General features: G+C 69.1%; 25 protein-coding genes. 15 read left to right on the forward strand and 10 right to left on the reverse strand.

Going from position 1 to position 21,831, the window contains the following annotated elements; translation table 11 throughout:
* Positions 1 to 126: 126 nt before the first annotated feature.
* The gene (locus SLP03_RS21170; RefSeq protein WP_319462361.1) at positions 127 to 900 is read right to left on the reverse strand and encodes a VOC family protein; all 774 of its coding nucleotides are present in this window, start codon (positions 898 to 900) and stop codon (positions 127 to 129) included.
* A 170-nt stretch (positions 901 to 1,070) separates the two neighbouring features.
* Between SLP03_RS21170 and SLP03_RS21175 the strand changes: the two genes are divergently transcribed.
* The 4 genes from SLP03_RS21175 (at position 1,071) to tnpB (ending at position 4,119) form a co-directional block, all read left to right on the forward strand.
* A complete protein-coding gene (locus SLP03_RS21175) occupies positions 1,071 to 1,280 on the forward strand; it encodes a type II toxin-antitoxin system VapB family antitoxin (RefSeq protein ID WP_319462362.1) in 210 nt (69 codons plus the stop codon).
* A complete protein-coding gene (locus tag SLP03_RS21180; protein WP_319462363.1) occupies positions 1,277 to 1,696 on the forward strand; it encodes a PIN domain nuclease in 420 nt (139 codons plus the stop codon). The genes SLP03_RS21175 and SLP03_RS21180 overlap by 4 nt, the downstream gene beginning before the upstream one ends.
* Before the next feature lie 423 nt (positions 1,697 to 2,119).
* Complete coding sequence (locus SLP03_RS21185) at positions 2,120 to 2,695, forward strand: IS607 family transposase (RefSeq protein WP_319462364.1); 576 nt, start codon at positions 2,120 to 2,122, stop codon at positions 2,693 to 2,695.
* Positions 2,692 to 4,119: an IS607 family element RNA-guided endonuclease TnpB gene (tnpB, locus tag SLP03_RS21190; protein WP_319462365.1), complete on the forward strand. Its 1,428-nt coding sequence runs from the start codon at positions 2,692 to 2,694 to the stop codon at positions 4,117 to 4,119. The genes SLP03_RS21185 and tnpB overlap by 4 nt, the downstream gene beginning before the upstream one ends.
* Here the strand turns inward: tnpB and SLP03_RS21195 are convergent.
* The 3 genes from SLP03_RS21195 to SLP03_RS21205 form a co-directional block, all read right to left on the reverse strand.
* On the reverse strand, positions 4,102 to 6,438 hold the full coding sequence (locus SLP03_RS21195; RefSeq protein ID WP_319462366.1) for a hypothetical protein: 2,337 nt from the start codon (positions 6,436 to 6,438) through the stop codon (positions 4,102 to 4,104). The genes tnpB and SLP03_RS21195 overlap by 18 nt on opposite strands.
* A 116-nt stretch (positions 6,439 to 6,554) precedes the next feature.
* The gene (locus SLP03_RS21200; RefSeq protein ID WP_319462367.1) at positions 6,555 to 7,241 is read right to left on the reverse strand and encodes a VOC family protein; all 687 of its coding nucleotides are present in this window, start codon (positions 7,239 to 7,241) and stop codon (positions 6,555 to 6,557) included.
* A gap of 113 nt (positions 7,242 to 7,354) precedes the next feature.
* Positions 7,355 to 9,142, reverse strand: coding sequence for an ABC transporter ATP-binding protein (locus SLP03_RS21205; protein WP_319462368.1), 1,788 nt, complete (start codon positions 9,140 to 9,142; stop codon positions 7,355 to 7,357).
* A gap of 89 nt (positions 9,143 to 9,231) precedes the next feature.
* Between SLP03_RS21205 and SLP03_RS21210 the strand changes: the two genes are divergently transcribed.
* Together SLP03_RS21210 and SLP03_RS21215 are read left to right on the forward strand one after the other, a co-directional pair.
* Complete coding sequence (locus tag SLP03_RS21210) at positions 9,232 to 9,660, forward strand: MarR family winged helix-turn-helix transcriptional regulator (RefSeq protein ID WP_319462369.1); 429 nt, start codon at positions 9,232 to 9,234, stop codon at positions 9,658 to 9,660.
* A 114-nt stretch (positions 9,661 to 9,774) separates the two neighbouring features.
* A complete protein-coding gene (locus SLP03_RS21215) occupies positions 9,775 to 10,203 on the forward strand; it encodes an SRPBCC domain-containing protein (protein WP_319462370.1) in 429 nt (142 codons plus the stop codon).
* A gap of 12 nt (positions 10,204 to 10,215) precedes the next feature.
* Here SLP03_RS21215 and SLP03_RS21220 read toward each other — a convergent pair whose 3' ends face one another.
* Both SLP03_RS21220 and SLP03_RS21225 read right to left on the reverse strand, forming a co-directional pair.
* Positions 10,216 to 10,632 carry a hypothetical protein gene (locus tag SLP03_RS21220; protein ID WP_319462371.1) on the reverse strand — a complete coding sequence of 139 codons (417 nt, stop codon included), beginning with the start codon at positions 10,630 to 10,632 and terminating at the stop codon, positions 10,216 to 10,218.
* 321 nt (positions 10,633 to 10,953) lie between these two features.
* Positions 10,954 to 11,127, reverse strand: coding sequence for a hypothetical protein (locus SLP03_RS21225; protein WP_319462372.1), 174 nt, complete (start codon positions 11,125 to 11,127; stop codon positions 10,954 to 10,956).
* A gap of 196 nt (positions 11,128 to 11,323) precedes the next feature.
* Here SLP03_RS21225 and SLP03_RS21230 point away from each other — a divergent pair, with 196 nt between their 5' ends.
* The 3 genes from SLP03_RS21230 to SLP03_RS21240 all read left to right on the forward strand — a co-directional run bounded on the left by SLP03_RS21230 (position 11,324) and on the right by SLP03_RS21240 (position 13,353).
* Positions 11,324 to 12,070, forward strand: a complete 747-nt coding sequence (locus tag SLP03_RS21230) for an SAM-dependent methyltransferase (RefSeq protein ID WP_319462373.1) — start codon at positions 11,324 to 11,326, stop codon at positions 12,068 to 12,070.
* 71 nt (positions 12,071 to 12,141) lie between these two features.
* The gene (locus tag SLP03_RS21235; protein ID WP_319462374.1) at positions 12,142 to 13,014 is read left to right on the forward strand and encodes a class I SAM-dependent methyltransferase; all 873 of its coding nucleotides are present in this window, start codon (positions 12,142 to 12,144) and stop codon (positions 13,012 to 13,014) included.
* A 177-nt stretch (positions 13,015 to 13,191) separates the two neighbouring features.
* On the forward strand, positions 13,192 to 13,353 hold the full coding sequence (locus SLP03_RS21240; protein WP_319462375.1) for a hypothetical protein: 162 nt from the start codon (positions 13,192 to 13,194) through the stop codon (positions 13,351 to 13,353).
* Positions 13,354 to 13,723: 370 nt separating this feature from the next.
* Here SLP03_RS21240 and SLP03_RS21245 read toward each other — a convergent pair whose 3' ends face one another.
* Positions 13,724 to 14,242: a VOC family protein gene (locus SLP03_RS21245; protein ID WP_319462376.1), complete on the reverse strand. Its 519-nt coding sequence runs from the start codon at positions 14,240 to 14,242 to the stop codon at positions 13,724 to 13,726.
* 91 nt (positions 14,243 to 14,333) lie between these two features.
* Between SLP03_RS21245 and SLP03_RS21250 the strand changes: the two genes are divergently transcribed.
* The 3 genes from SLP03_RS21250 (at position 14,334) to SLP03_RS21260 (ending at position 17,037) form a co-directional block, all read left to right on the forward strand.
* A complete protein-coding gene (locus SLP03_RS21250) occupies positions 14,334 to 15,356 on the forward strand; it encodes a YafY family protein (protein WP_319462377.1) in 1,023 nt (340 codons plus the stop codon).
* Positions 15,357 to 15,613: 257 nt separating this feature from the next.
* Positions 15,614 to 16,111 carry a DinB family protein gene (locus tag SLP03_RS21255; RefSeq protein WP_319462378.1) on the forward strand — a complete coding sequence of 166 codons (498 nt, stop codon included), beginning with the start codon at positions 15,614 to 15,616 and terminating at the stop codon, positions 16,109 to 16,111.
* A 320-nt stretch (positions 16,112 to 16,431) separates the two neighbouring features.
* Entirely contained in the window at positions 16,432 to 17,037 is a 606-nt protein-coding gene (locus SLP03_RS21260) for a YdeI/OmpD-associated family protein (RefSeq protein ID WP_319462379.1), read from the forward strand.
* 102 nt (positions 17,038 to 17,139) lie between these two features.
* Here the strand turns inward: SLP03_RS21260 and SLP03_RS21265 are convergent, their stop codons facing one another.
* Both SLP03_RS21265 and SLP03_RS21270 read right to left on the reverse strand, forming a co-directional pair.
* Positions 17,140 to 17,814 (reverse strand): cytidylate kinase family protein, encoded by a 675-nt coding sequence (locus tag SLP03_RS21265; protein WP_319462385.1) that lies wholly within the window; start codon positions 17,812 to 17,814, stop codon positions 17,140 to 17,142.
* Positions 17,815 to 18,227: 413 nt separating this feature from the next.
* Positions 18,228 to 18,632, reverse strand: a complete 405-nt coding sequence (locus SLP03_RS21270) for a DUF805 domain-containing protein (RefSeq protein WP_319462380.1) — start codon at positions 18,630 to 18,632, stop codon at positions 18,228 to 18,230.
* A gap of 420 nt (positions 18,633 to 19,052) precedes the next feature.
* Between SLP03_RS21270 and SLP03_RS21275 the strand changes: the two genes are divergently transcribed.
* Complete coding sequence (locus SLP03_RS21275; RefSeq protein ID WP_319462381.1) at positions 19,053 to 19,709, forward strand: Type 1 glutamine amidotransferase-like domain-containing protein; 657 nt, start codon at positions 19,053 to 19,055, stop codon at positions 19,707 to 19,709.
* A gap of 52 nt (positions 19,710 to 19,761) precedes the next feature.
* Here SLP03_RS21275 and SLP03_RS21280 read toward each other — a convergent pair whose 3' ends face one another.
* The gene (locus SLP03_RS21280) at positions 19,762 to 20,148 is read right to left on the reverse strand and encodes a hypothetical protein (RefSeq protein ID WP_319462382.1); all 387 of its coding nucleotides are present in this window, start codon (positions 20,146 to 20,148) and stop codon (positions 19,762 to 19,764) included.
* Between the two features lie 524 nt (positions 20,149 to 20,672).
* Here SLP03_RS21280 and SLP03_RS21285 point away from each other — a divergent pair.
* Positions 20,673 to 21,077: a DUF1062 domain-containing protein gene (locus SLP03_RS21285; protein WP_319462383.1), complete on the forward strand. Its 405-nt coding sequence runs from the start codon at positions 20,673 to 20,675 to the stop codon at positions 21,075 to 21,077.
* A gap of 339 nt (positions 21,078 to 21,416) precedes the next feature.
* The coding region (locus SLP03_RS21290) for a winged helix-turn-helix domain-containing protein (RefSeq protein WP_319462384.1) at positions 21,417 to 21,831 on the forward strand (415 nt) is incomplete at its 3' end.

A 21,831-nucleotide genomic window follows, 5' to 3' on the forward strand; every position in this document is an offset into this window, starting at 1 on the left:
TCGCCGGCAGTACGTGGCGAGGCTGTTGAGTGAACGGGGCAACGAGCGTGTCGACGCCGGCGATGCGCACCTGCTCAAGGGGCACTCTGGCGGCGGCCCACCTGGAGCGGTGGGCCGCCCGCAGCGTCACATGGAGAAGTTCGGCTCGTTCTTGATGATCGAGAAGGCGCCACCCTGCGGGTCGGTGAGGTTGGCGAAGCGCCCGGCGGGCGAGTCCTGCCGCAGCTTCTCCGTCGCGCCTAGCGAGATGGCCAGGTCCGCAGTGGCGTCGCAGTCGTCGACGGCGAAGTAGACGCTCCACTGCGAGGGCATCGGTCCCCATTCGGGCCTGATCTGCATGGCGCCCGCCACGGGCTGCCCACCGGCCTCGATAAGCGTGTAGGTCTCGTTGCCGCCCATTGTTACGTCCCGCGTCGTGACCCCGAAGGCGGAGGTGTAGAACGCCTTGCTCGCCGCGATGTCGCTCGTCATGAGCTCGGCCCAGGTGAAGCTGCCGTGCTCGCCGGTCACCTCGACACCGCGGTGCTCGCCGGGCTGCCAGATCGAGACGTACGCGCCAGTCGGGTCGAGCAGGACCGCCATGCTGCCCTGGTCCATCACCTGCATCGGTGCCATGATCACCTTTGCGCCGGCGCCCTCCGCGGCGGCAGCGGTCGCCGTCGCGTCGTCCGTAGCGAGATAGGTCGCCCAGGACGTGCCACGCTTAGGATCCGCCGCCGGGCCGATCCCGGCCGTCTGCCGGCTGTCCTTGAGGAACGCTCCGTAGCCGCCCGCGTCGGGTCCGAAATCCCGGTGCGTCCAGCCGAAGAGCCGCGTGTAGAAGGCGACGGCACCCGGAATGTCGGTCGTGCCGATGTCAACCCACGTCGGGGCGCCCTTGGGGAACTCTGGTGTCCTCATGCCGCCATCCTGACATACCGGTCGAACACGTCCAGGCCGGATGCGCGCCGCGGTGGCGTTCGCGCAAGCCAAGTGATCTCGCCCGGCGCTCCCCGAGAGCAGTGATATCAACTTCGCGAATTCTTGATATCATCGGGTGCTGACTCGCTGCCCGCAGAGGGGCCCTTGCCATGACACGAACGATCCTGGACGTTGACGACGACCTGCTCGCGGAAGCGTCGAAGATCCTGGGTACCACCACGAAGAAGGCGACTGTCAACGCCGCTCTTGAGGCGGTGGTCAATAGGGAAAAGCGGCGCGAGTTTGCCGACTGGCTCAAGAGCGGTGGGCTTCCCGACCTGACCGGTGGAACGGGCACGGCCAAGCCGGACGCGGCGTGAGCCGGGAACTTTACCTCCTCGACAAGTCGGCGCTCGCCCGCTGGCCCAAGCCCACCGTAGCCCCCGTGCTCGACGAGTTGTCCGACAGAGGGCTGCTGGCGGTCTGCGGAGCGGTGGAGATCGAGGTGATCCACAGTGCCCGCACGGCCAAGGACGCGCAGCGCGCGCGTTGGCTCCTCGGCGGCTTCCAGTGGCTGGCCATGCCCGACGAGATCTGGGACCGGGCGATCGACGTCCAGGTCCAGGCGCTCCACAAGGGCAACCACCGGGCCCTGTCGATGGCGGACCTGCTGATCGCCGCCACCGCCGAACGCCACGGCGCCACCGTGCTGCACCACGACGGTGACTTCGACCTGATCACGGCAATCACCGGCCAGCCAACAGCCTGGGTCGTGCCTCCCGGCTCGGCTGACTAATCCTCATAGAGCCGCTCCATCGACCGGTACCGGGCCAGCACCGCTGCGTCGTGCAGCAGCACCGGCCCAGCGTCGGCCGACAGGGGGGCGCGCAGCTCCGTCGCGGCCAGCTGCCATGCCCGCTCGACGTACTCCCCCAGCTTGTGTCCGTCAGCAGCGCCTGGACGTGCGCCAGCGCCTCCCGCTCGTGCGCGAACTGCGCCGGCGTGATCGTCGTCCACGGCCGGCGATCGGGCACCTCGGAGCCTCGCCCCTCCGCCGTACGACTGGCACGAGGGCAGAGTCTCCGGGTCCGTCCGCTGTCCGAGGCCGGCCAGGCTTGTCTCTAGTGGTCGGTAGGCGGTCGGTCGGCCCGAAGGGGTAGTCAGCGGTTCACCCTTCTGTGAGCAGGCGTACGAATCTGTGAGTATTAGTATCGGTCTGATGAAGCTTGCCGAGTGGGCGCGTCGCAACGGGGTGCACCCGCAGACCGCGTACCGATGGTTCCGCGAGGGGACCATGCCGGTGCCCGCTCGGCGTCTTCCGTCTGGCACGATCATGGTAGATGTAGCCGGTGATGACACCCAGGGCCAGGTGGTCGTCTACGCCCGGGTGTCGTCGGCCGACCAGCGAGCCGACCTGGATCGGCAGGTAGCCCGTGTGACCGCATGGGCGACCGGGCAGAACATGGTCGTCTCCCGCGTGGTGACCGAGGTCGGGTCCGCGCTGAACGGCCGACGCAAGAGGTTCCTCGGGCTGCTGCGCGACCCGAACGTGACCACGATCGTGGTCGAGCACCGGGACCGGTTCGCCCGGTTCGGTGCCGAGTACGTCGAGGCGGCGCTGGCCGCGCAGGGACGTCGGCTGCTGGTGGTCGACCCGGCCGAGGTGGACGACGACCTGGTGCGGGACGTGACGGAGATCCTGACCAGCCTGTGTGCCCGGCTGTACGGCCGCCGCGGCGCAGCGGACCGGGCCAGCCGCGCCGTGGCCGCCGCCACCGTCGGGGACGTCCCGTGAAACGGTACGAGCCGCCCGCCGGCTGGACCGTTCAGGCGTACAGGTTCGCCCTCGACCCCAGCGACGCGCAGGTGGCCGGTCTGCGCCGCAACACCGGCGCGGCACGGTTCGCGTACAACCACATGCTGCGGCGGGTCAGCGCGGTCAAGGCGCAACGCGCCGCCGAGGCCAGTTACGGGGTGGCCGAGGTGGACCTGACCCCGTGGCAGGGCTGGTCGCTACCGGACCTACGCCGCACCTGGAACGAGATCAAGAAGTGGGTGGCGCCGTGGTGGGCGGAATGCTCCAAAGAGGCGTTCAACACCGGCCTGGCCAACCTGTCGGCGGCGCTGGGGAACTGGCACGCCTCACGGACCGATGCCCGCAAGGGCCGCCGGATGGGCTGGCCCCGGACCAAGAGGCGCCACGGCCGCAGGTCGGCCCGATTCACCACCGGCGCGATCCGGGTCGACCCTGGCTACCGGCACGTGGTGTTGCCACGGCTGGGCCGCATCCGCACCCACGAGTCCACCCGTAGGCTGGCCCGGCGGGTGAAGGCTGGCACCGCGACGATCCTGTCCGCAACCGTCACCGAGACCGCCGGCAGGTGGTTCTGCTCGTTCCAGGTCGCGGTCAAACGCGCCGTGGGCCGTGCGGCGCACACGCCGAAAGCCGGTCGGATCGTCGGCGTGGACACCGGCATCAAGCACCTGGCGGTGCTGTCCACCGGCGAGCTGGTGCCCAACCCGGCACCGTTCAAGGCGGCGTTGAAGAAACTCGGCAAGGCCCAACGCCGGGCCGCCCGCCGAATCGGCCCGTACGACCCGGCCACCCGGCGTAAGCGGACCGCGTCCAATCGGTGGCAGCGGGCGCAGGACACGGTGGCCCGGCTGCACGCCACCGTCGCCGCTGTTCGCGCCGACTCGTGGCACCAACTCACCACCCGGCTGGCGCAACAGTTCACCACGGTCGTGGTCGAGGACCTGCACGTGGCCGGGATGGTCCGCAACCGTAAGCTGGCCAGGGCTCTGATCGACGCCGCCCCGGCGACCCTGCGCCGGCACCTTGGCTACAAGACCGGTTGGTACGGCAGCGTGTTGTACGTCGCCGACCGGTGGTACCCCAGCTCCAAAACCTGTTCAGGCTGTCAGACGGTGAAACCCAAGCTGTCGCTGGCCGAACGCACCTTCAACTGCACCACGTGCGGACTGTCCCTGGACCGGGACGTCAACGCCGCACGTAATCTTGCCGGCCTAGTTCGGCACGTCGACCTGGAGTTGCTGGGCGACGCAAAAACAGGACGTGGAGCCTACGTAAGACCCGTAAGGCCTGCACCCGCAGGCGGGGCAGCGGGCCGTGAAGCGTCAAGACCGGTCCATCCGGTCAACGCCGCCCGGCAACGGACGGCTGCCAATCGTGAGTCACGTTTACTCACTGAAAGGTAACGGTAGCTCCTCGGCGTACGTGTCGACCAGGTTCCAGACCCGGGGGTCGACCCAGTAGCCGGAGTGTCGGCCGAGCACCGGCGGCTCCTGCCCGTAGACGTACCACGCGGTGGGCGGGTCGCTGAGCGCCTGGTCGACACCGGCCGATGGTTCGTCGGGGAAGATCGGGCCACCGATGGGATCAGAGTCGTAGTAGAAGTTGTGCCACCGCCAGGCCCGTGGCCGCCCGGGGCCGAGCGCGTCGGAGCCGAAGTAGGCGGGAAACGCCCAGCCGTACAGTTTGGTCACCGGGCTGCCGAACGTGACCAGCCCGACCTGGTCGTCGGGCCGCCCGTCGCGGTGCGGACGGCTCCCCTCCTGAAGCAGCGCGGCGACCGCGAGGACGCTGCCCTGGCTGTGCGCGACAACGACGGCTCCTCCGGGGTTGTCGTGGAGCCGCCACAGCCGGCGTTGCACGTCGGGAACCGCTCTTTCCGAGTACGACGGCGGGGCGAACGGGTGGTAGGCGCGGGGCCAGAAGGTGGCCACGTCCCACAGCACGCCCAGGTGCTTGCGATTCTCCAGCCCGTGCCACCCCTGCCGCATCAGCAGCAGCACGGCCAGGGGTGCCGCCGCGGCGAGCCAGGTCGACACGGTCAACGCCCACCGGGGCGCGTACGGCAGCGTGTCGAAGCCCCACACGGCGACCATCACGTAGCCGAAGACCACGAGCGCGGTGAGGGCCATCAGGCTGAGCGGCCGGTCGATGTCGTGGACCATCCTCGCCAACCGCTCGCCGCGGACGATCCCCGCGGTCCAGCCGGGCCGGACCGGGCCGGGACGACTCGACGGCGTCGGCTCGTCGAGGGCGGACGCGTCCCAGACCGTCTTCGGATCCGGCGGCGGCAGGGCCGCGTACGCGTCGTGGACGGTCTGCCGGCGGGCCGGATCGGCGGACCGCCACACCACGGCGACCTCGATGAGCGCGAATCCCACCAGGATCGCGATCGGCAGCAGCGTCAGGTACGGCGTGAGGGCGTAGACGATGTCGTACACGTACAGCCGGTCGGAGCTGCCCGCCCCGGCGCCGGGGTTCGGCACCCTGCCGAGCAGGTCGGCGACCCGGATCATCGTGCCGATCCCGACCGCGTTGAGGATCACCGTGGCGAGCGAGGTGACCACGAACGGGCCCGCGAACGAGAACGCTCCCCGGTGGTGCCCGTTGACCGCGTACGAGACGAGCACGGACAGCACGGCGCCGAGACAGATCGCGAACGTCCAGTTGATCGCGGTCCGCATGCCGGGCAGGGGCGCCGACCAGCCGGCGGGCGTGGACGCAACCGCCGGCTGCGCCAGGGCGAACACCGCCGCGCCGAGCAGGGCGAGCAGGCCGAGCCCGACCACCGCTCTGGCCGCTGGCAGGGGTGTCCGGGACCGGGTCGACAGCACCACGGCGCCCGCCACGGCGAGCCCGGCGACCCAGGTCACCGCGGTGGCGAGCGGGTCGTACGGCACCGGCACCCCGGTCTGCCCGGTGACTGAGCGGGCGGTCCAGGCGGTGATCCAGCCGACGAAGGCGAACGCGGCGCCGAGATGCAGCAGCCCGAGCGCGGCGACGCTGCCACCGCCGTTCCAGAAGTCGTGGTCGTCAAGGCCGACCCGCGGCCGGGCGGGAGTCTCGTCGGTCATCGCGCGCAGCGACGTGCCGGCCTGCGGGGGTGGCACCTGCTCATAGCGGGCCAGCGACCTGCCGCTGAGCGCCTTCAGTCCGAGTGCGACCAGGAGCGGCGCCGCTGCACCGACCAGCAGTCGTCGTCCCGGGTGGGCGGCGAACGCCGCCGTGTCCAGCCAGCGGAGCCACCATCGGTCCAGGCATTCCGGCCGGGAACCGCACTGGAAGGCGACCACGTCCATCGAGGTCATGGCGACGAGCAGCAGCAGGTTGACGGTCAGGCCCAGCGCCGCCCAACGGACCACCGCCCGGTGGACGCGGAACCGCCAGGGATTCCGCCAGGCGGTCGGCGTGCACATCCAACCCGCGAGGTTCACCAGGGCGAACGGCAGCAGGAGCAGCCACAGCACCCGGCTCCCGCTGCGCGAGGTCAGCCCACCCCACGAGTACGCCTCGACGTGGCGGCCTCTCGCGTCGGCGGTGCGGTAGAAACCCGCGACCCGGTTACCGGAGACGAGCTGTGGCGCCACGTCGGCGAGCAGGTTCTCCGGCGTGGTGCCACCGACCCCGTGCAACCGCAGCTCGGTCACACCGCCGAGGTCGACATGCGGGGGCACCAGCCCCGACGGCCGCCCGACCGGGCGCATGTCGTGTTTCTGGACCGGCATCTCGACCGACCTCACAGGAGGTTACTCTGCGTAGAACCTCACCGTACGCTTCGGCTCCACCGCAGTCCATCGGCTGCGGCCCGTCGCGGCTGGCGGCGTTGCCGCGACGGCGGGTCTCAGCCCTGGCCTGCGCGGTCCCGCTGGGGCTGACGGGCCTGCAGGAACGGCCCGAGCCCCATCCCGTCCTCGGTGGCCAGGAAGGCGCCGCGGGCGTTCAGCAGGGTCTCGTCGGCGTGCGCCATGCAGCCCCAGACGGTGTCGCCCCACGAGTCGGCGAGCTTCACCTCGGCCGGCTCCGGGCACACCTGGCCGCGCGGGCCGCCGATCTGGCAGTGGGCCGGCGCGCCGCCCCGGCGGCTGACCGCCTCGGCGGCCTGGCGGATCAGGGAGAAGCGCGCCTCGCCGCCGGGTTGCTCGACCCGGGCCTGCTCGGGGACCGCCCGGCGCTGCCCGAACACCACGACGTTGCCGTCCGGGTCGCTGGTGCGGCACTCCCCGCCGGGGGCGTGCTCGGGATAGCCGGTCCGCTCGGCGGCGTACCCGGCCGCGGTCAGCCGCTCGATCGTCGCCGAGAGCTCGTCGACGTAGAGGTAGACCAGCAGCGGCAACTCGACGGTGAACAGTCGTGGCTTGACCTCGGCCAGCAGCAGGGTCAGCTCCCCACACTGCAGGTACGACCAGCGGGACTCGCCGTCGCCGCCGAAGCGCTGCTCGGAGTAGCCGAAGACCTCGTAGAACCGCCGCGCGGCCTCGGCGTCCGCGACGTACAGCACCGGCACCTGAGCCTGCACTCCGTTATGCACCGCGCCACTGTACCCACGATGAACCTGCGACTCACGACTTGGAGATCGGGTTTATCCGAAGCCGGCGCGGACCGGCCCGGCGGTCGGGACGGCGCCGGGTCGGGGCTGCCCGGTCAGGCGGCGAGCGCCGCGTACCGGCCGGCGCGGTCGAGCAGGCTCCGGTGGGTGCCGGACTCGACGATCCGGCCGTGGTCGATCACCGCGATCTGGTCGGCGTCCCGGACGGTGGAGAGCCGGTGCGCGATGGTCACCACGGTGCGGCCCGCCGCCAGCGCGTCGAAGGCCCGCTGCACGGCGCGTTCGGTCTCGGTGTCCAGCGCGCTGGTGGCCTCGTCGAGCACCAGGATCCGCGGGTCCCGCAGCAGCGTCCGGGCGATGGCAAGGCGCTGCTTCTCGCCGCCGGAGAAGCGGTGGCCGCGGGAGCCGACGACCGTGTCGTACCCGTCGGGAAGGGCGGCGATGAGGTCGTGGATCTGCGCGGCGCGCGCCGCGGCCTCGATCTCGGCGTCGGTGGCGTCCGGCCGGGCGTACCGGAGGTTCTCCCGCACGGTGGTGTGCAGCAGGTAGGTCTCCTGGCTGACCACGCCCACGACGGCGGCCAGGTCGGCCAGGCGCAGCTGGCGCAGGTCGACGCCGTCGATGGTGACCCGGCCGCCGGCCGGGTCGTGGAACCGGGTGATCAGCGCGGCGAGGGTGCTCTTGCCGGAGCCGGTCTCCCCCACCAGCGCCAGGCTGGTGCCCGCCGGGACGTCCAGGCTGACGCCGGCGACGGCGGCGGTGTCGCTGCCGGGATAGCTGAAGGTGACGTCCTCGAAGCGCAGGTGGCCGCGGACCCGGGGCGGGTCGATGTCGACCGGTCGCGCCGGGTCGTCCACCTCGACGGGCAGGTCCAGGTATTCGAAGATCCGGGCGAAGAGCGCCAGCGAGGCGGTCAGTGAGACGCCCACGTTGAGCAGCCCCATCAGGGGCCGGAACAGCCCGCCCTGGAGGGCGGTGAAGGCGACCAGGGTGCCGATGCTGAGCGTGCCGGCGGTCGCCGGCAGGCCGGCGCTGAGGTAGATGACCGCCGGGATGGCGGCGAAGATGACGCTCATCGCGGCCATCCGCCACCGGCCGGCCAACTCGGAGCGGAGTTCCAGGTCGACCAGCCGGGCCGAGGAGGCGGTGAACCGCTCGACCAGCTTCGGTCCGGCGCCGAGGGTCTTGCTGAGCTGCACGCCGCTGATCGACAGCCCCTCCTCGATGGTGACGTTGAGGTCGGCCAGTTCCCGCTGCCGCTGCGCGGTGATCTCCCGGCGCATCCGGGCCACCCGGCGGGTCAGCCAGATCGCCGGGGGCAGCACCACCAGCGACACCAGGGACAGTCGCCAGCTCAGCGCCACCATGGCGACGGCGGTGGCGACGACCGTGGTGAGGTTGGCCGCGATCGAGGTGGCGGTGGAGGTGACGACGGTCTGCATACCGCCGATGTCGTTGGTGATCCGGGACTGCACCTCGCCGGTGCGGGTGCGGGTGAAGAACGCGATCGACTGGCGGTGCAGGTGGGCGAAGACGTCGGCGCGCAGCCGGTGCATGACCTCCTGCCCGACCCGGGTGGAGATCCAGGTCTGGACGACGCCGAGCACCGAGGTCACCGCCGCGACGGCCACCATGCCCAGGACCAGCCAGACCAGCAGGGTCAGGTCGCGCTCCGGCAGGGCCCGGTCGATCACGGTACGGAGCAGGAACGGCGACGCCATCGCGATGACGGACGACGCCACGATGATCGCCACGACGACGGCCAGTGGCCGGCGGTGCGCGGCGAAGAGCCGGCCGACGCGGCGCAGCGACACCTCGCGGGCCTGGGCCTTCTCGGCGGGGCTGACGCTGCGCTGGCCGCCGCCGCGGCCTTCTCTCGGCATGGGGTTCGGTTCCAAGCGGCGCCTCCGGGCTGAATGCTGTGGTTACCTCATCATGAGGCAACAACAACGCCCTCTGCTACCGTATTCCCGTGGCCGCCGGAGAACGCGAGGACGATCAGGAGAGCCTGGCCGAGGCGTTCTGGGGCGTCGCCCGCCGGCTGCGGCACCTGTCCCGGGAGACGCTGGAGCCCTGGCAGATCACCCCCGGCCACGCCCGCGCGCTCACCGTGCTGATGCGGCACGGGGTGATGCGGCTGAGCGCGCTCGCCGACCACCTGAACATCGCGGCGCGCTCGACGACCGAGGTGGTCGACGGACTGGAGGAGCGGGGCCTGGTCGAACGCCGGCCGGACCCGCAGGACCGGCGCGCGACCCTGGTCGCGCTGACCAACGAGGGTACGCGGGTCGGCACCGCCATCCGCTCCGCCCGCGACGCCGACGCCGAACGCTTCTTCGGCGACCTCAGCCCGACGGACCGAGCCGATCTCGCCCGCATCCTGCGGACCCTGCACGGCTGACGCCTCTTCCGCGCCGCACGACCGATCCCCGCCGTGCCCGTCGGAGCGCTGCCACGGTTGAACGGGTGACGACTGGGCACGATGTCATGAGGTCGCGAGAGGAAGGAGAGAGCCGTGGGGCAGAAATTGACGGCGACGAGCACTGCGATCATCGACGCGGAACCGGCTGCGGTCTGGGCGGTGCTGACCGATCCCGAGCTGCTGAGCCAGGCGTTCTTCGGCGCGAAGGTCGAGACGGACTGGCAGGTCGGCAGGCCGATCACCTTCAGTGGAGAGTGGAACGGGAAGTCGTTTCAGGACAAGGGCGAGATCGTGGCGGTCGAGCCGAACAGGATGCTGCGGTTCACCCACTACAGCCCGCTCACCGGCCAGCCCGACCTCCCGGAGAACTATCACACCGTCACCTTCGACCTGACGCCCTCCGGGGGCGGCACCGAGCTGACCATCAGCCAGAGCAACGCCGGCAGCGAGGAGGAGCGCAAGCACTCCGAGGCCAACTGGGCACAGGTGTTGAAGAGCTTCAAGCAGCTCGCCGAGCGGTGACCGTCAGGACAATCAGGAACGCAGCAGCCCGACGCCGAGCGTGGTGACGGCGGCAGCGAGCACCACCGCCCCGGCGTACACCAGCACGACGAACCGGTTGGGCCGCTGTACGTCCCGACCGGCGGAGGAGAGGAAGAATCCGGCTGGCATGAGGATCGCCGCCAGCCAGACGCCGCTCCGGGCGATCAGCTCCCACCCGCCCGACAGCCGCGCCGCGTCCGCGTAGGGCAGCGTCACCAGCGCCAGCACCACCAGGATTCCGGCGTGGGCGTGACCGGCCCGGGAGAAGCGGAGCTGGAACGCGGTCGCCGGGGTGGAGCCGCGCACCAGTCGCAGCACGTACGTGCCGCCGTACTCGATCGCGAGCACGGCCAGCAGGAGGATGCCGGCGGTGTGCCGGGTGTCCGGGGTGAACGAGGCGTACTGCATACGGCCCCTCCGGTGGGATCAACGCGTCGAAGCATCACTGCCCTGCATCCTTCAACGGATCCGACCGCGCTTCGTGCCGATCCCTGCGGAGAGGATCGAAAAATGCGACCAGCCTGGCGGAGAATCGGCTCTGCTGCGGGCCGAGGTAGGAGCAGGCCGTTGACGCGCTCCATCGCCGACGGCCGCTGGTGTTCGTCCAGATGCATCCAGACAGCCGTCAGAAGAATCAGATTGAAGCGCTGGTCGCGCTTGCGGAGCACCGGCAGGTCGGGCAGAGCGTCGTCGACCCACTCGATGTCCTTGGCTGCGTGGATGCGTTGATCATACGCGCGGAGCTGCGGGGTCGGTTCGACGGCGACCACCCTGTCCCAGGTCGAACAGGGCTGCCGCGTCGCGGCCCGTGCCCACGCCCATAGCTGGGCTCACCGCGGTGCGCTCGCTGTCGACCAGCACTCCGTCGCAGTCGAAGATGACAAGCTCGATCGGAATGATCATCCGGAGATAACCAGCGGGGATGGGTGGGGCGAACGGCGGCGTGGAGGCACCAGCGAAATCCCGTTGACCGCAGCCTCCGGAGCACCTACCTTCTGGCCTCACATGACCTTGGAGGTGCATTTTATGCGTGTGTCCGTCACGTCAATCCGCGTTGGCCTTGTCACCATCCGCACCATCGACGTGAGGAACTCTAGAAGTGGATCTTCCGCGCAACTTCACCATCCGGGAACGTAACCACCGCATCCACAACCCCATAACCGCCGAAAAGCTCGCCACGCTAGGCCAGGCCATCGACCTGCAGACAGACATGAGCGTGCTCGACCTCGCCTGCGGCAGTGGGGAGATGCTGTGCACCTGGAGCCGTGACCACGGCATCATCGGTACCGGAATCGACATCAGCACGGTCTCGATCGGCGACGCCCGAGCCCGTGCCGTCGAACTCGGTGTCGGCGACCGGGTCATGTTCCGGCACGGCGACGCCGCCGGGTACGTGGCAGCCACACCCGTCGACGTCGCCGCCTGCATCGGGGCCACCTGGATCGGCGGCGGCATCGCCGGCACCATTGCTCAACTACAGCGCAGTATCTGCCCGGGAGGGATGCTGCTCGTCGGCGAGCCGTTCTGGAAAGCGGCTCCACCAGATCAGGCAACCGTGGAAGGGTGCCACGCCTCCGCCGCAGAGGATTACCGTGACCTGCCCGGCCTCGTCGAGCTGTTCGGACAGCTGGGGTGGGACCTGGTCGAGATGGTGCTCGCCGACGAGGACAGCTGGGACCGGTACGTCGCCGCTCAGTGGATCACCGTGCGCAACTGGCTCAACGCGAACCCGCACGATGAACTGGCTGGCGAGTTTCGTATCGAGCTTGATACCGCCCCGCTGCGGTACGTCCGTTACCTGCGGCCGTACCTTGGCTGGGGGGTCTTCGCACTGATGCGGCGCTGACAGTCGATGCGGGGGCTTCGATCACCTCGAAGCTAAGCGGCCCATGGCGCCAAAGCCGTCCGACCGTGCCGATGAGCGATCGTCGTTGCTTCAGCGTTTCGCTGCCCGTGATCGCGGCGGCTGGGTCGCCGAAAAGACCGAGCATTGACGGCGCAGATCGTGTCAGGATGCTCGGCATGCCTGGTCGCGCACTGAGCTTCGGAGTGGTGGCGGAAGCATACGAACGGTTCCGGCCGGGGTATCCCGTGGAGCTTTTCGACATGGTGATGACGTACGCGGGTCGGCCGGTTCGGACTGCCCTCGAGATTGGCGCTGGGACAGGCAAAGCAACCCGTCTGTTCGCTCAACGGGGGGTCACGGTCACCGCGACCGAGCCTGACGGGGCCATGCTCGCCGAGCTGCGTAAGCACGTGCCAGCAACCGTCAAGACCGTGCAAGCCGCCTTCGAGGACTTGCGAGCGGGCGAGAGCTACGGGCTGGTTTATGCGGCAGCGGCGCTGCATTGGACGAACCCGGAGGGTCGGTGGTCGCGCATGGCCGCGCTGCTGGAGCCGGGTGGCGTGTTTGCCTCGTTCGGTGGACCAGTCCAGCTGGCTGACCCGGCTGTGGAGGAAGCTGTTCGCGCGGCCCGGGCACCGTTCTTGGAGAGCGACGAGGTTCCGTCTCCAGATGGGACGCCTCCGGGACATGACATGCAGTGGCCGGGTACGGAGCTCCAACGGTCTGAGTGGTTCACCGATGTTCAGCAGTCCTTGATCGAGCGGCGCTTGACGATGAGTGCTCGCGACTACGTTGGCCATCTCTCGACCATCTCGGCTTATCTCGAATTGCCGATCTCGGAGCAAGAGCAGGTATATAGCCGGATCATGCAGGTCCTGCCTGAGACGGTCGAGATTGCCGCCGACATCACCGGCCATCTCGCGCGTCGGCGTTGCGAGCAGTAGTGCCTCGATAATCAGATGTCCGCCCCTGCCAACGGTCGTCCGGACATGCCGCAGAGCGAGCGCCGCGTGGCGCTACTCCTCCTTCACATTCGCCAACCAGCCGCGTGCCACGCTCGCTGCCTGCTGTTCCCAGGCCCGCACGCCGCCTCGGACTGGCCAGGCCCGGGTCCTTCCCTCTTGGGGCAGGTCAGCGCACACGTCGGCGAACCGACGTGTGAGGGCATCTGCGGCCCGCAGCGCGTTGGCGCGGCCCCGCACAGCCTGCTCGTTCACTCGATCCAGCAGTTCGACGTGAGCGGCGGCGTGGTCGAGCCACTCGTGGTCGACTTCGGGGTCTGAGCCGATGGCCAAGACCAGGAATGATGGTTCGATACCCTCAGCGAGGGCTGCGGCCAGACGGCAGTGTCCGTCAATCAGGAGCTAGCCGTCGAAGCCACTGACGGACCACAGCAGGATCGGCGGAACGCGGGCTGACGGTCCCTGGCCTGGCCGTACAGCCATCCGTACAGCCAAGCCGGCCGGCCGGAACCGATGAGCATCGGCGCCAGCCGACAGCTTGAGCAGGTCAACCCCTGGATGAGGATCGAGCGATGGTGGCGGCGCACTCACCTGCCGAGAAGAGTGCGTTTTTGAAGCCGGATACTGGCGCGGGGCGGATCCTGGGTGCGGGAAAGCTTTCGCGACGTAGCGTCTTGGACAGGTACGGGGCTCAGCCGATCAGTGGGCGGCTGACGAGGCTGTCGGTGCGGCCGCTCAGCTCCCGGTCCAGGGTCTCCTGCGCGTCGCGCATCGCCTCGGCGTACGGCGGTTCGGCGAGCCGCCGCATTCCCACCTCGGGTGCGACGTCCTCAACCACTGTGCTGATCCACCAGATGTTGCCGAACGGGTCGCGTACCCGGCCGCCCCGCTGACCGAAGGCGTGGGTGGCCGGTGCGGTGACCACGCGGGCTCCCGCGGCGACCGCGCGCTCGGTCGTAGCGTCGGCGTCGGCGACGAAGACCCGCAGCAGCGACGGCATGGCCGGCCAGTCCGGTTGCTGGTCGAAAGCGAGCAGGATGGTGTCGCCGACGCGAATCTCGGCGTGGCCGATGGTCCCGTCCTCCAGCCGTACCCGCCCGAGCTCGACCCCGTCGAACACCGCGGTGATGAAGTCCAGCAACTGCCCGGTGTCCGGCGTGACGATCCATGGCGCGGCGGTCGTGTACCCGGCGGGCGCGGTGCTGCTCATGGTGAATCTCCCTCGTGTCGTAGCGAACTGCGCCTACGGTAGATCTCGTATAGGTCAGTTCCCGTCCTAATCGAGCGGCACAATGGCAGCCATGTCCGACGCGCGTGCCCGACTGCTGTCCCTGCTGTCGCTGTTGCAGACCCCTCGGCTGTGGTCGGGAAGCGAGCTGGCGCAGCGGCTCGGGGTGTCCGGCCGAACCGTGCGGCGCGACATCGAACGGCTGCGGGAGCTGGGCTATCCGGTGCACGCGGAGCAGGGCGGCCTGGGCGGGTACCAGTTGACAGCCGGCGTGGCAATGCCGCCGCTGCTGCTGGAGGACGACGAGGCGGTCGCCGTGGCCATCGGGCTGCGTACGGCGGCGGCGCAGCCGGTGGCCGGGGTGGACGAGGCTGCGGTGCGGGCGATGCGCAAGCTGCTTCAGGTTCTGCCGGCCCGGCTGCGCCGCAGGGTCGACACCCTGGCCTCCTCCACTGTGGCCCACCCGTTCTCCCTGGCCGCGGAGCCGGTGGACCCCGACACGCTGGTCGTCACCGCCGCGGCGATCGCCAACCACGAGCGGCTGCGGTTCCAGTACCGCGACGAGGGCCGGCACGTCGAGCCGCGCGCCCTGGTGACGGCAGGGCGGCGCTGGTACCTGCTCGCTTTCGACCTTGACCGCGACGACTGGCGGACCTTCCGACTGGACCGGGTCACGACGCTCGCCGCGACCGGTGCCCGGGCGGCCACGAGGGACGTACCCGGCGGGGACGTCGCTGCCTTCGTCGCCAGCCGGACCATGCAGATGGCCCCGACGTACCCGGCCGACGTAGTGATCCACGCACCGGCCGCCCACGTGGTGGACCGTCTCGGCGGGCCGCCGCCGGGCACCCTAACCGACCAGCCGGACGGAACCTGCCGGTGGCACGCACCGCCGGACACCCCCGAATGGCACGCGCTCCGGCTGGCGTCGATCGGGCTGCCGTTCGAAGTCAGCGGTCCAGCGGAGCTGACCGCACACCTCAGGTCAACAGCCGCGCTGTTCCAAGCCGCCACGGCAGGACCAAGCCGGTCCGGAACGCGGTCACCACGAGCTGGGCGCGACGGTGTCCGCCCAGCGTCGCCGCCGCCCGGTTGATGTGCGTCTCGAAGCGAGCGCTCTCCGAACTCCTCGCCCGCCACGGCGGACGAAGTCACCGATCCGAGCTGATACCCCACGTGCCCAATCGGCACCATCGCGCTGTACCGCCAGTTCCGGCCCTTGCTGCAGCCGGGTGCGCGGATCTGCCGCCGATCGGGCGTCAGGGGCCGCACCTGCGAGACCGACAAGTCAGCCGACCGCTCGCGCAGATGTCCGCTAGTTGCTCCTGGGCGACGGTCTGGAATGCTTCGCCCATGCCTTCCTACCCGCCTACCTTCGCCGACCAGGTCGTCGCACAGCCAGCCCGTGCCCAGTTCGAGGCGTTCCTCGACGAGCACCGCGGCGCGCTCAACGGCTGCTTGGACGGGCTGACAGAGGAACAGGTGCGCCGATCGTTGGTGGCCTCCCGGACCACGCTGCTGGGTCTTGTGAAGCACGCGACCTTCGTCGAGAAGGTCTGGTTTGACGAAGCCGTCACGTGCCGGTCGCGCGCTGAGATCGGCATCCCTGCGACGTCAGACGAGTCGTTCATCCTCGATGACGACGACACGATCGCCGCCGTCCAGCACGCACACCGCGAAGCCTGCGAAGCATCACGCCATGCGACGTCATCCCTGGGTCTGGACGACATCCTTCACGGGCACCGGCGGGGCCCGCTTCCGCTGCGGTGGGTGTATCTCCACGTGCTGCGCGAGCTCGCCCAGCACTGTGGGCACGCAGACATTCTTCGAGAGCAGCTCATCAACGAGTAGTGCGCGGACGTCCGCTCATAGCCGCAGACCGAGCGGTTGAGGTGCACGGCTGGATCGCCGGGCGTGGCCGGCTCGTACGGCGTCTGGCGGCCACCGTGGATGGCGCTGGCGATTGGCAGAGGCCCGTGGTCGTGGACGACGCTCGCCGCAACCGACACGTGCACGAGGAGTCCGACATGCCGGCCCGACGTCGAGACCGTCCTGAGCGTCGAGGTCCTGCCCCCGACGGTCCGCCGAGCGACCGGCGCGCCGGCAGCCCGCCGAGTCGGGCGGTCCAACAGGCAGAGGCTGCGGCCACGGCGCAGCGATAGCCTGCAGTCATGGGCAGCGCCGAACTGGATGAGTTGATCGTTGCGGACGCCGAGGCGCTGCGTGCGTGGTTGTCGGCCAACCACGCCACGTCGCCCGGTGTCTGGCTCGCCCTGACCAAGAAGGGCGGCACGGTCACGACGCTGACCTGGCAGCAGGCGGTCGACGAGGCCCTGTGTTTCGGCTGGATCGACGGGCAGGCCCGTAAACGGGATCAGGAAACCTCCTGGATCCGGTTCACCCCTCGCAGGCCCCGCAGTTCCTGGTCACAACGCAACGTCGCCCACGTGGCCCGGCTCGAGACGCAGGGGCGAATGCTGCCCCCAGGCCGCGCCGCGGTAGAAGCCGCGAAAGCGGACGGGCGGTGGGCGGCCGCCTACGCCCCGCCGTCGGAAGCCGAGGTGCCGGCCGACCTACTCGCCGCCATCGCTGCCGACCCCGCCGCCCAGGCCATGCTCGACGTACTCACCAAAACCAACCGGTTCGCTCTCATCCACCGCGTCAATGCAGTCAAACGGGCGCAGACCCGCGAGCGGAAGATCAGCGAGTTCGTTGCCATGCTGGCCCGTCACGAGACCATTTACCCGCAAAAGGCCAAGCCTCCGAACTCGCCGTAATCAGCACCTTCATGATCATGTGCATCTGCCGCGATCAGCGCGCTACGGAACGTCACGACGAGTTGGGTCGCCCAGCTCCCGGACATGCCGAATTGAGTGCGGTCAGTGTGTTTGGGTCTCCCAGACCGGCTGCTGGGGCTCGTCGTTGTGCACGATGATGTCGACGTGATCGGTCGGGCGGACCGTAGCGAAGTAGAACTGTTGGGAGGGGATGTAACGCTCGCGCCAGCGCCGTTCGATTTCGGCCCGAGATGACACTCGGCGCTCTCGGATCACGGCACGATCCACGGTCTTCTCGAGCGCGGTCGACACGAAGATGCGCAGATCCCATCGATCAATCAGTTCCGGGCGCATGAGGAAGACGCCGTCGAAGATCAGCACGGCGTCGGCGGGGGCAGTCGTGACCGGCGGGGACAGCGCAGTATCCGCTGTGCGGTCGTAGACCGCGTATTGGCAGCGTCGATCTCCGCTCGGGCCGAGCGGATCGAGCAGAACCCGGTTCAGCGCGTTGTAGTCGTGGGTGTCGAAGTAGCAGCCTTCGGCCGAGTACTCGCCGCGCGGATAGCGCTGTGCCCGGGGGAAGAGGAAATCGTCAATCGCCGCGCGGATGACATCGCGACCCTGTTCGCGCAAGACGACGGCCAGCTCGTCGGCGAGGGTGGTCTTGCCGGCGGCGGGCGGTCCGTCGATGGCAACCCGCGTCGGGTGTGCGACTGTGACGGACCCGACTGCCTCAGCCAGGCGGCCGAGCATCTCGTCGCGGGTGCCTTGGTCCATGTCCTGCCCGTCCTGGTCTCGCGAAGGTTGCCGTGCCGAGCCGACCTTAAGCGCGCCAGCCTTTTCGCGCCCGGCCACTCCCCCGAGTGAGCGCGATTGGCGGCGAAGGTTGTGGCTCGACACCTCCTCGGCGATCTGCTTCCGGCCGTGGCCGAGCTTCGAGACGATCCGCTACCGAGGGTTCGCGCGGCCGCTGCCCGAGCGGTCGCCGCGCTCACCAGTGCTGGTGCCTGAGTCGGGAATCGGCGCCACGATCATGCCGCCGTAAACATCCTCGACTGCCGCAGATCGCGAGGCGGCGCCCGCCCGGTCCGCTCTGGGCAAGAGCAGGCCGGCCGGTGGTGAGGCAAACCGGCCAGCCTGCTGCACTTGAAGCTGGCAAGCGACGCCAGGCGGTCAAGATTTTGGGATGGTCACGCCATGCTGGGCGCGGGCAGCGGCCGCTCCTTGGGGTTGGCGCCGAAACGGTTCGTCCCGGGCGTGCTGTCCAACACAAAGAACACCAGCAGGACGATGGCGCCCACGATCGGCACCAGTCCGATCAGCAGCCACCACCCCGACCGGTCGGTGTCGTGCAAGCGTCGCATCGCGACCGCCAGCGTCGGCAGCAGCAGCGCCAGGTTGACGATGATGCCGATGACACCGGTGGACCCGCGCCCCGAGCCGAGAGTCGTTCCCAGCACACCATCCAGGATGGCAGCGGCAAGACCAACAAGGACGGTGAACAGGGCGAACCACCAGTACTCAGACCGGCGGGCCCGACCCGTGAAGCCGACGTACTGAGTAAGAACCGACCTGATCGCGGCAGTGAAGGACATAACTGTCTCCGGTCTCTCGAGTGGGAGTTGCAAGGTCGTCGCGGACGCAGCCAAGCAGATCGCCCCACCTGGGGTCAACGGCCGAGCAGACGCCGACGAATAGAAGCCGCCACGTCAACAAGACGAACATCCGCATCTGCCGCCGTCCGTGCGCGCGCACTGATCGCGAGTGGTCACGCTCGGTAGCTGGCCTTTGAGCCGAGCAGGCATCCTGATCTGCCGATGAGCGGTCGTCGTGACATGGGCATCCCGCGTGCCTGAGTCGGGTGCACGTGCTGTGTGAGTAGGACCCGGGTGCGGGGCCGATCGCGCCTGGCAATCTGAGGGACCTCCGAAAGAGGAGACCCGAACTACGATGAGCCCGGCTCGGTGCCTGGTCTCAGGCACATCCACCCTTCCGCGTGCGAATTCAGAGGCACCTTGAAGCTCTTGCTTACATCAGGTGGCGTCACGAACCCCAGCATCCACTCGGCGCTCGTGCAGCTTCTCGGCAAGCCGATCGGCGACGCCAATGCCCTCTGCATTCCCACAGCGGAGTACGGGCACCCCATGTGCAACCCCGCCTCGGCCTGGCGTTTCATCGCCGGCCGGAGCCCGTCACCCATGTGCGACCTGGGCTGGAAGTCGTTGGGCGTGCTGGAACTCACCGCGCTGCCCACCATCCGCGCGGAGCGATGGGTCCCCTGGATCCGGGAGGCCGACGTGCTCCTGGTCGACGGCGGCGACGCGACGTATCTGTGTCATTGGATGCGAGAGTCCGGACTGGCCGATCTGCTGCCTTCGCTGCCCGACATGGTCTGGGTGGGCGTGAGTGCGGGAAGCATGGTGATGACGCCCCGGATCGGAAAGGACTTCGTCGAGTGGCCGTCCGCGCCGGACGACCGCACCCTGGGAGTCGTCGACTTCTCGATCTTCCCGCACCTGGACGCTTTCCCAGAGAACACCCTCGCTGACGCGGAGCGGTGGGCTGCTGACCTCGGCGTCCCGGCCTATGCCATCGACGAACAGACGGCCATCAAGGTCGTCGACGGCTCCGTCGAGGTGGTCTCCGAAGGGCAATGGACGAAGTTCGGGTGACGCCCCCGGGCGGCCATCCGGATCTGCCGATGAGCGGACCGCCCGGTCGGACTCACTCTTGGGGGCCGTCTCCCGTTCGCGCCAAGCGCTCGCGACTCAGATACCGAACCGGCTTGCCGAGCGACTCCGCGTAGGCAATCTCCCGTCGGGTTGATTCACCTAAGTAGCCGCCCGGATCCACGATGTACACCTCGTCAGCCATGCGAATCTTTTGGAAGTGCACGCCGCCAAGCCGCCCCTTCAGGTCCGAGCTGTCGACTGTCCAGTCGTAGTCCGGCAGATCGGGGAGGCTGAACATTCCGAGGCTGATCACGATGCAACCTTCCATCGTGAGCCGCTGGTTGACCTCCGCGAACTCAGCCTCAAACTTGGTCGAGCCGCAGAGCGTGATGACCTTCGCCTCACCCTCGGCCGACTGTGGCGCCTGCTGGTCCTCCATGAGGTTCATGATCGGTGAACGGGCAGGACAAGTCTATCGCCGCCCCCTGGACGTCCGCTCATGGCCGCGATGCGAGCGCCGCCGTGACGACGACGGATGTGCGGGCTCGGGCTTTCGAGGCGGCTGCTCCTATCCTCTCTGTTCACCAATTCGCCGTGGCAGGTAGGCGGCGGTCGTCCCCGCGAGGCTGACGAAGGACAGGGCGAAGGCCAGCGGGAGGAACAAGTCCCACGGGGGCGGCCGGAACGCGGCAGACAGGGGCCGCGGGGGCGAACGACGCGTGGTCGATGCCCAGCTCGCCGACCCTGCCCCTCAGTGCTCGGCACCAAGACAAAATGGGTGGCCTCGCCAGCCCGTCCCGCCCTACCTTGCAACTGGATCTTTCTCCTCCGATCCACTCACGAGAGGACTTCACCCCGCGTGACGCCGCCTGCTCTTTAGACCTGACGCCTTCCCCGTGCATCGGTCGCCGACGTCGCCGTCGGCTCTTTCCCCATGCCTTCCGTCAGGTCTTCAGAGGGATCATGTCTACGCGTCCTCATATCGTTCCGTCCTGGACCCTTCGGCGCACGCACCTTCCCCTGCTCGCGTTCCGCTGCGTCCACTGCCACTCCGGCCTCGCCAGCACCGGCGACGGCAAGTTCCGCGTCAATGCCAACGGCAAACTCCTCGACATCCTGCTCCTGGTCGCCTGCGTTTCCTGCGACCGCACCAGCAAAATCACGGTTCACGATCGCGTCCCGGTCCGGTACCTGGATCCGATCCTTCTGGAGGGCTACTCCGGCAACTCCTCCCGCCGTGGGCCTGAGCCGGGGCGAGAGGCAAGGTGGCCTTGCCCCGGACTGCATCATGCGGCGGTCCGCGCGCGGTCGTTCATGACCGGGCGCGAACGAAGATCAGGGCCGGCCCGATACCGGCGACGAAGGTGAACGGCTGGGTGCACACATCCGGACGTGCCGAGATGAGTGCGCCGAACTCGGCTGCCGATGCGCAACAGATGACATCGATCACGAGCCTTCGCCGGCGCCCTCGGCGGCCCCCATCTTGGGCGCAGTCCCCGAAACTCGAGTAGCACCTGGATGTTCGCCCCGCCGCATCGGCAGTCTCCCGGTGGGCTGCTCTCTGTTGATCGCCGCACGGGCGGCGACGAACGACGCGACTGGGCCCCAGGCCCGAGCGGATCAAGTCGTAGCCAGCTTCGCTGTGGTTCGGTGATACTTCCAAAACATAGCTTGGCCAAGAAGTGTTGGCCAAGCTATGTTGGCTCAATGTCGTCCGGTCAGAAGAAGCAACTCACCGACCCACAGGCGCTGCGCGCGCTCGCCCATCCCATCCGGCTCAAACTTCTCGAACTGCTCACCGTCGACGGTCCGGCCTCCGGTCGAAAGCTGGCCGATCGGACCGGCGAGTCCACGGCATCCATCAGCTATCACATCGGCCAGCTGGCCAAGTGGGGCCTCGTCGAGCCCGCACCCGAACTGGCTGAAGGACGCGAACGGCCGTGGCGCGCAACCAGCCGAGGGATCACCTGGTCAGCGACCGGTGACGGCTCACCGGAGTTCGTCGCCGCCTCCCGGGCGCTGCGAGAGCAGTTCATCGCCCAGCGGCTCGCCGCCCTGGACGCCTACCAACGCCACCAGGACGACTTCGACACCGCCTGGCAGGAAGCGGCGTGGGTCGGCG

It is taken from the genome of Micromonospora sp. RTP1Z1 (assembly GCF_033804685.1).
In the GTDB taxonomy this organism is placed as follows: Bacteria; Actinomycetota; Actinomycetes; order Mycobacteriales; family Micromonosporaceae; genus Micromonospora.

Coding starts and splice junctions, on each gene's coding strand:
- SLP03_RS21205 (WP_319462368.1), bottom strand. CDS start 9,142: ATGCCGAGAGAAGGCCGCGGCGGCGGCCAGCGCAGCGTCAGCCCCGCC.
- SLP03_RS21225 (WP_319462372.1), bottom strand. CDS start 11,127: ATGATCATTCCGATCGAGCTTGTCATCTTCGACTGCGACGGAGTGCTG.
- SLP03_RS21260 (WP_319462379.1), top strand. CDS start 16,432: ATGGGCAGCGCCGAACTGGATGAGTTGATCGTTGCGGACGCCGAGGCG.
- SLP03_RS21265 (WP_319462385.1), bottom strand. CDS start 17,814: ATGGACCAAGGCACCCGCGACGAGATGCTCGGCCGCCTGGCTGAGGCA.
- SLP03_RS21195 (WP_319462366.1), bottom strand. CDS start 6,438: ATGCCGGTCCAGAAACACGACATGCGCCCGGTCGGGCGGCCGTCGGGG.
- SLP03_RS21285 (WP_319462383.1), top strand. CDS start 20,673: ATGTCTACGCGTCCTCATATCGTTCCGTCCTGGACCCTTCGGCGCACG.
- SLP03_RS21175 (WP_319462362.1), top strand. CDS start 1,071: ATGACACGAACGATCCTGGACGTTGACGACGACCTGCTCGCGGAAGCG.
- SLP03_RS21245 (WP_319462376.1), bottom strand. CDS start 14,242: ATGAGCAGCACCGCGCCCGCCGGGTACACGACCGCCGCGCCATGGATC.
- SLP03_RS21220 (WP_319462371.1), bottom strand. CDS start 10,632: ATGCAGTACGCCTCGTTCACCCCGGACACCCGGCACACCGCCGGCATC.
- SLP03_RS21170 (WP_319462361.1), bottom strand. CDS start 900: ATGAGGACACCAGAGTTCCCCAAGGGCGCCCCGACGTGGGTTGACATC.
- SLP03_RS21270 (WP_319462380.1), bottom strand. CDS start 18,632: ATGTCCTTCACTGCCGCGATCAGGTCGGTTCTTACTCAGTACGTCGGC.
- SLP03_RS21280 (WP_319462382.1), bottom strand. CDS start 20,148: ATGGAGGACCAGCAGGCGCCACAGTCGGCCGAGGGTGAGGCGAAGGTC.
- SLP03_RS21185 (WP_319462364.1), top strand. CDS start 2,120: ATGAAGCTTGCCGAGTGGGCGCGTCGCAACGGGGTGCACCCGCAGACC.
- SLP03_RS21250 (WP_319462377.1), top strand. CDS start 14,334: ATGTCCGACGCGCGTGCCCGACTGCTGTCCCTGCTGTCGCTGTTGCAG.
- SLP03_RS21235 (WP_319462374.1), top strand. CDS start 12,142: ATGAGCGATCGTCGTTGCTTCAGCGTTTCGCTGCCCGTGATCGCGGCG.
- SLP03_RS21255 (WP_319462378.1), top strand. CDS start 15,614: ATGCCTTCCTACCCGCCTACCTTCGCCGACCAGGTCGTCGCACAGCCA.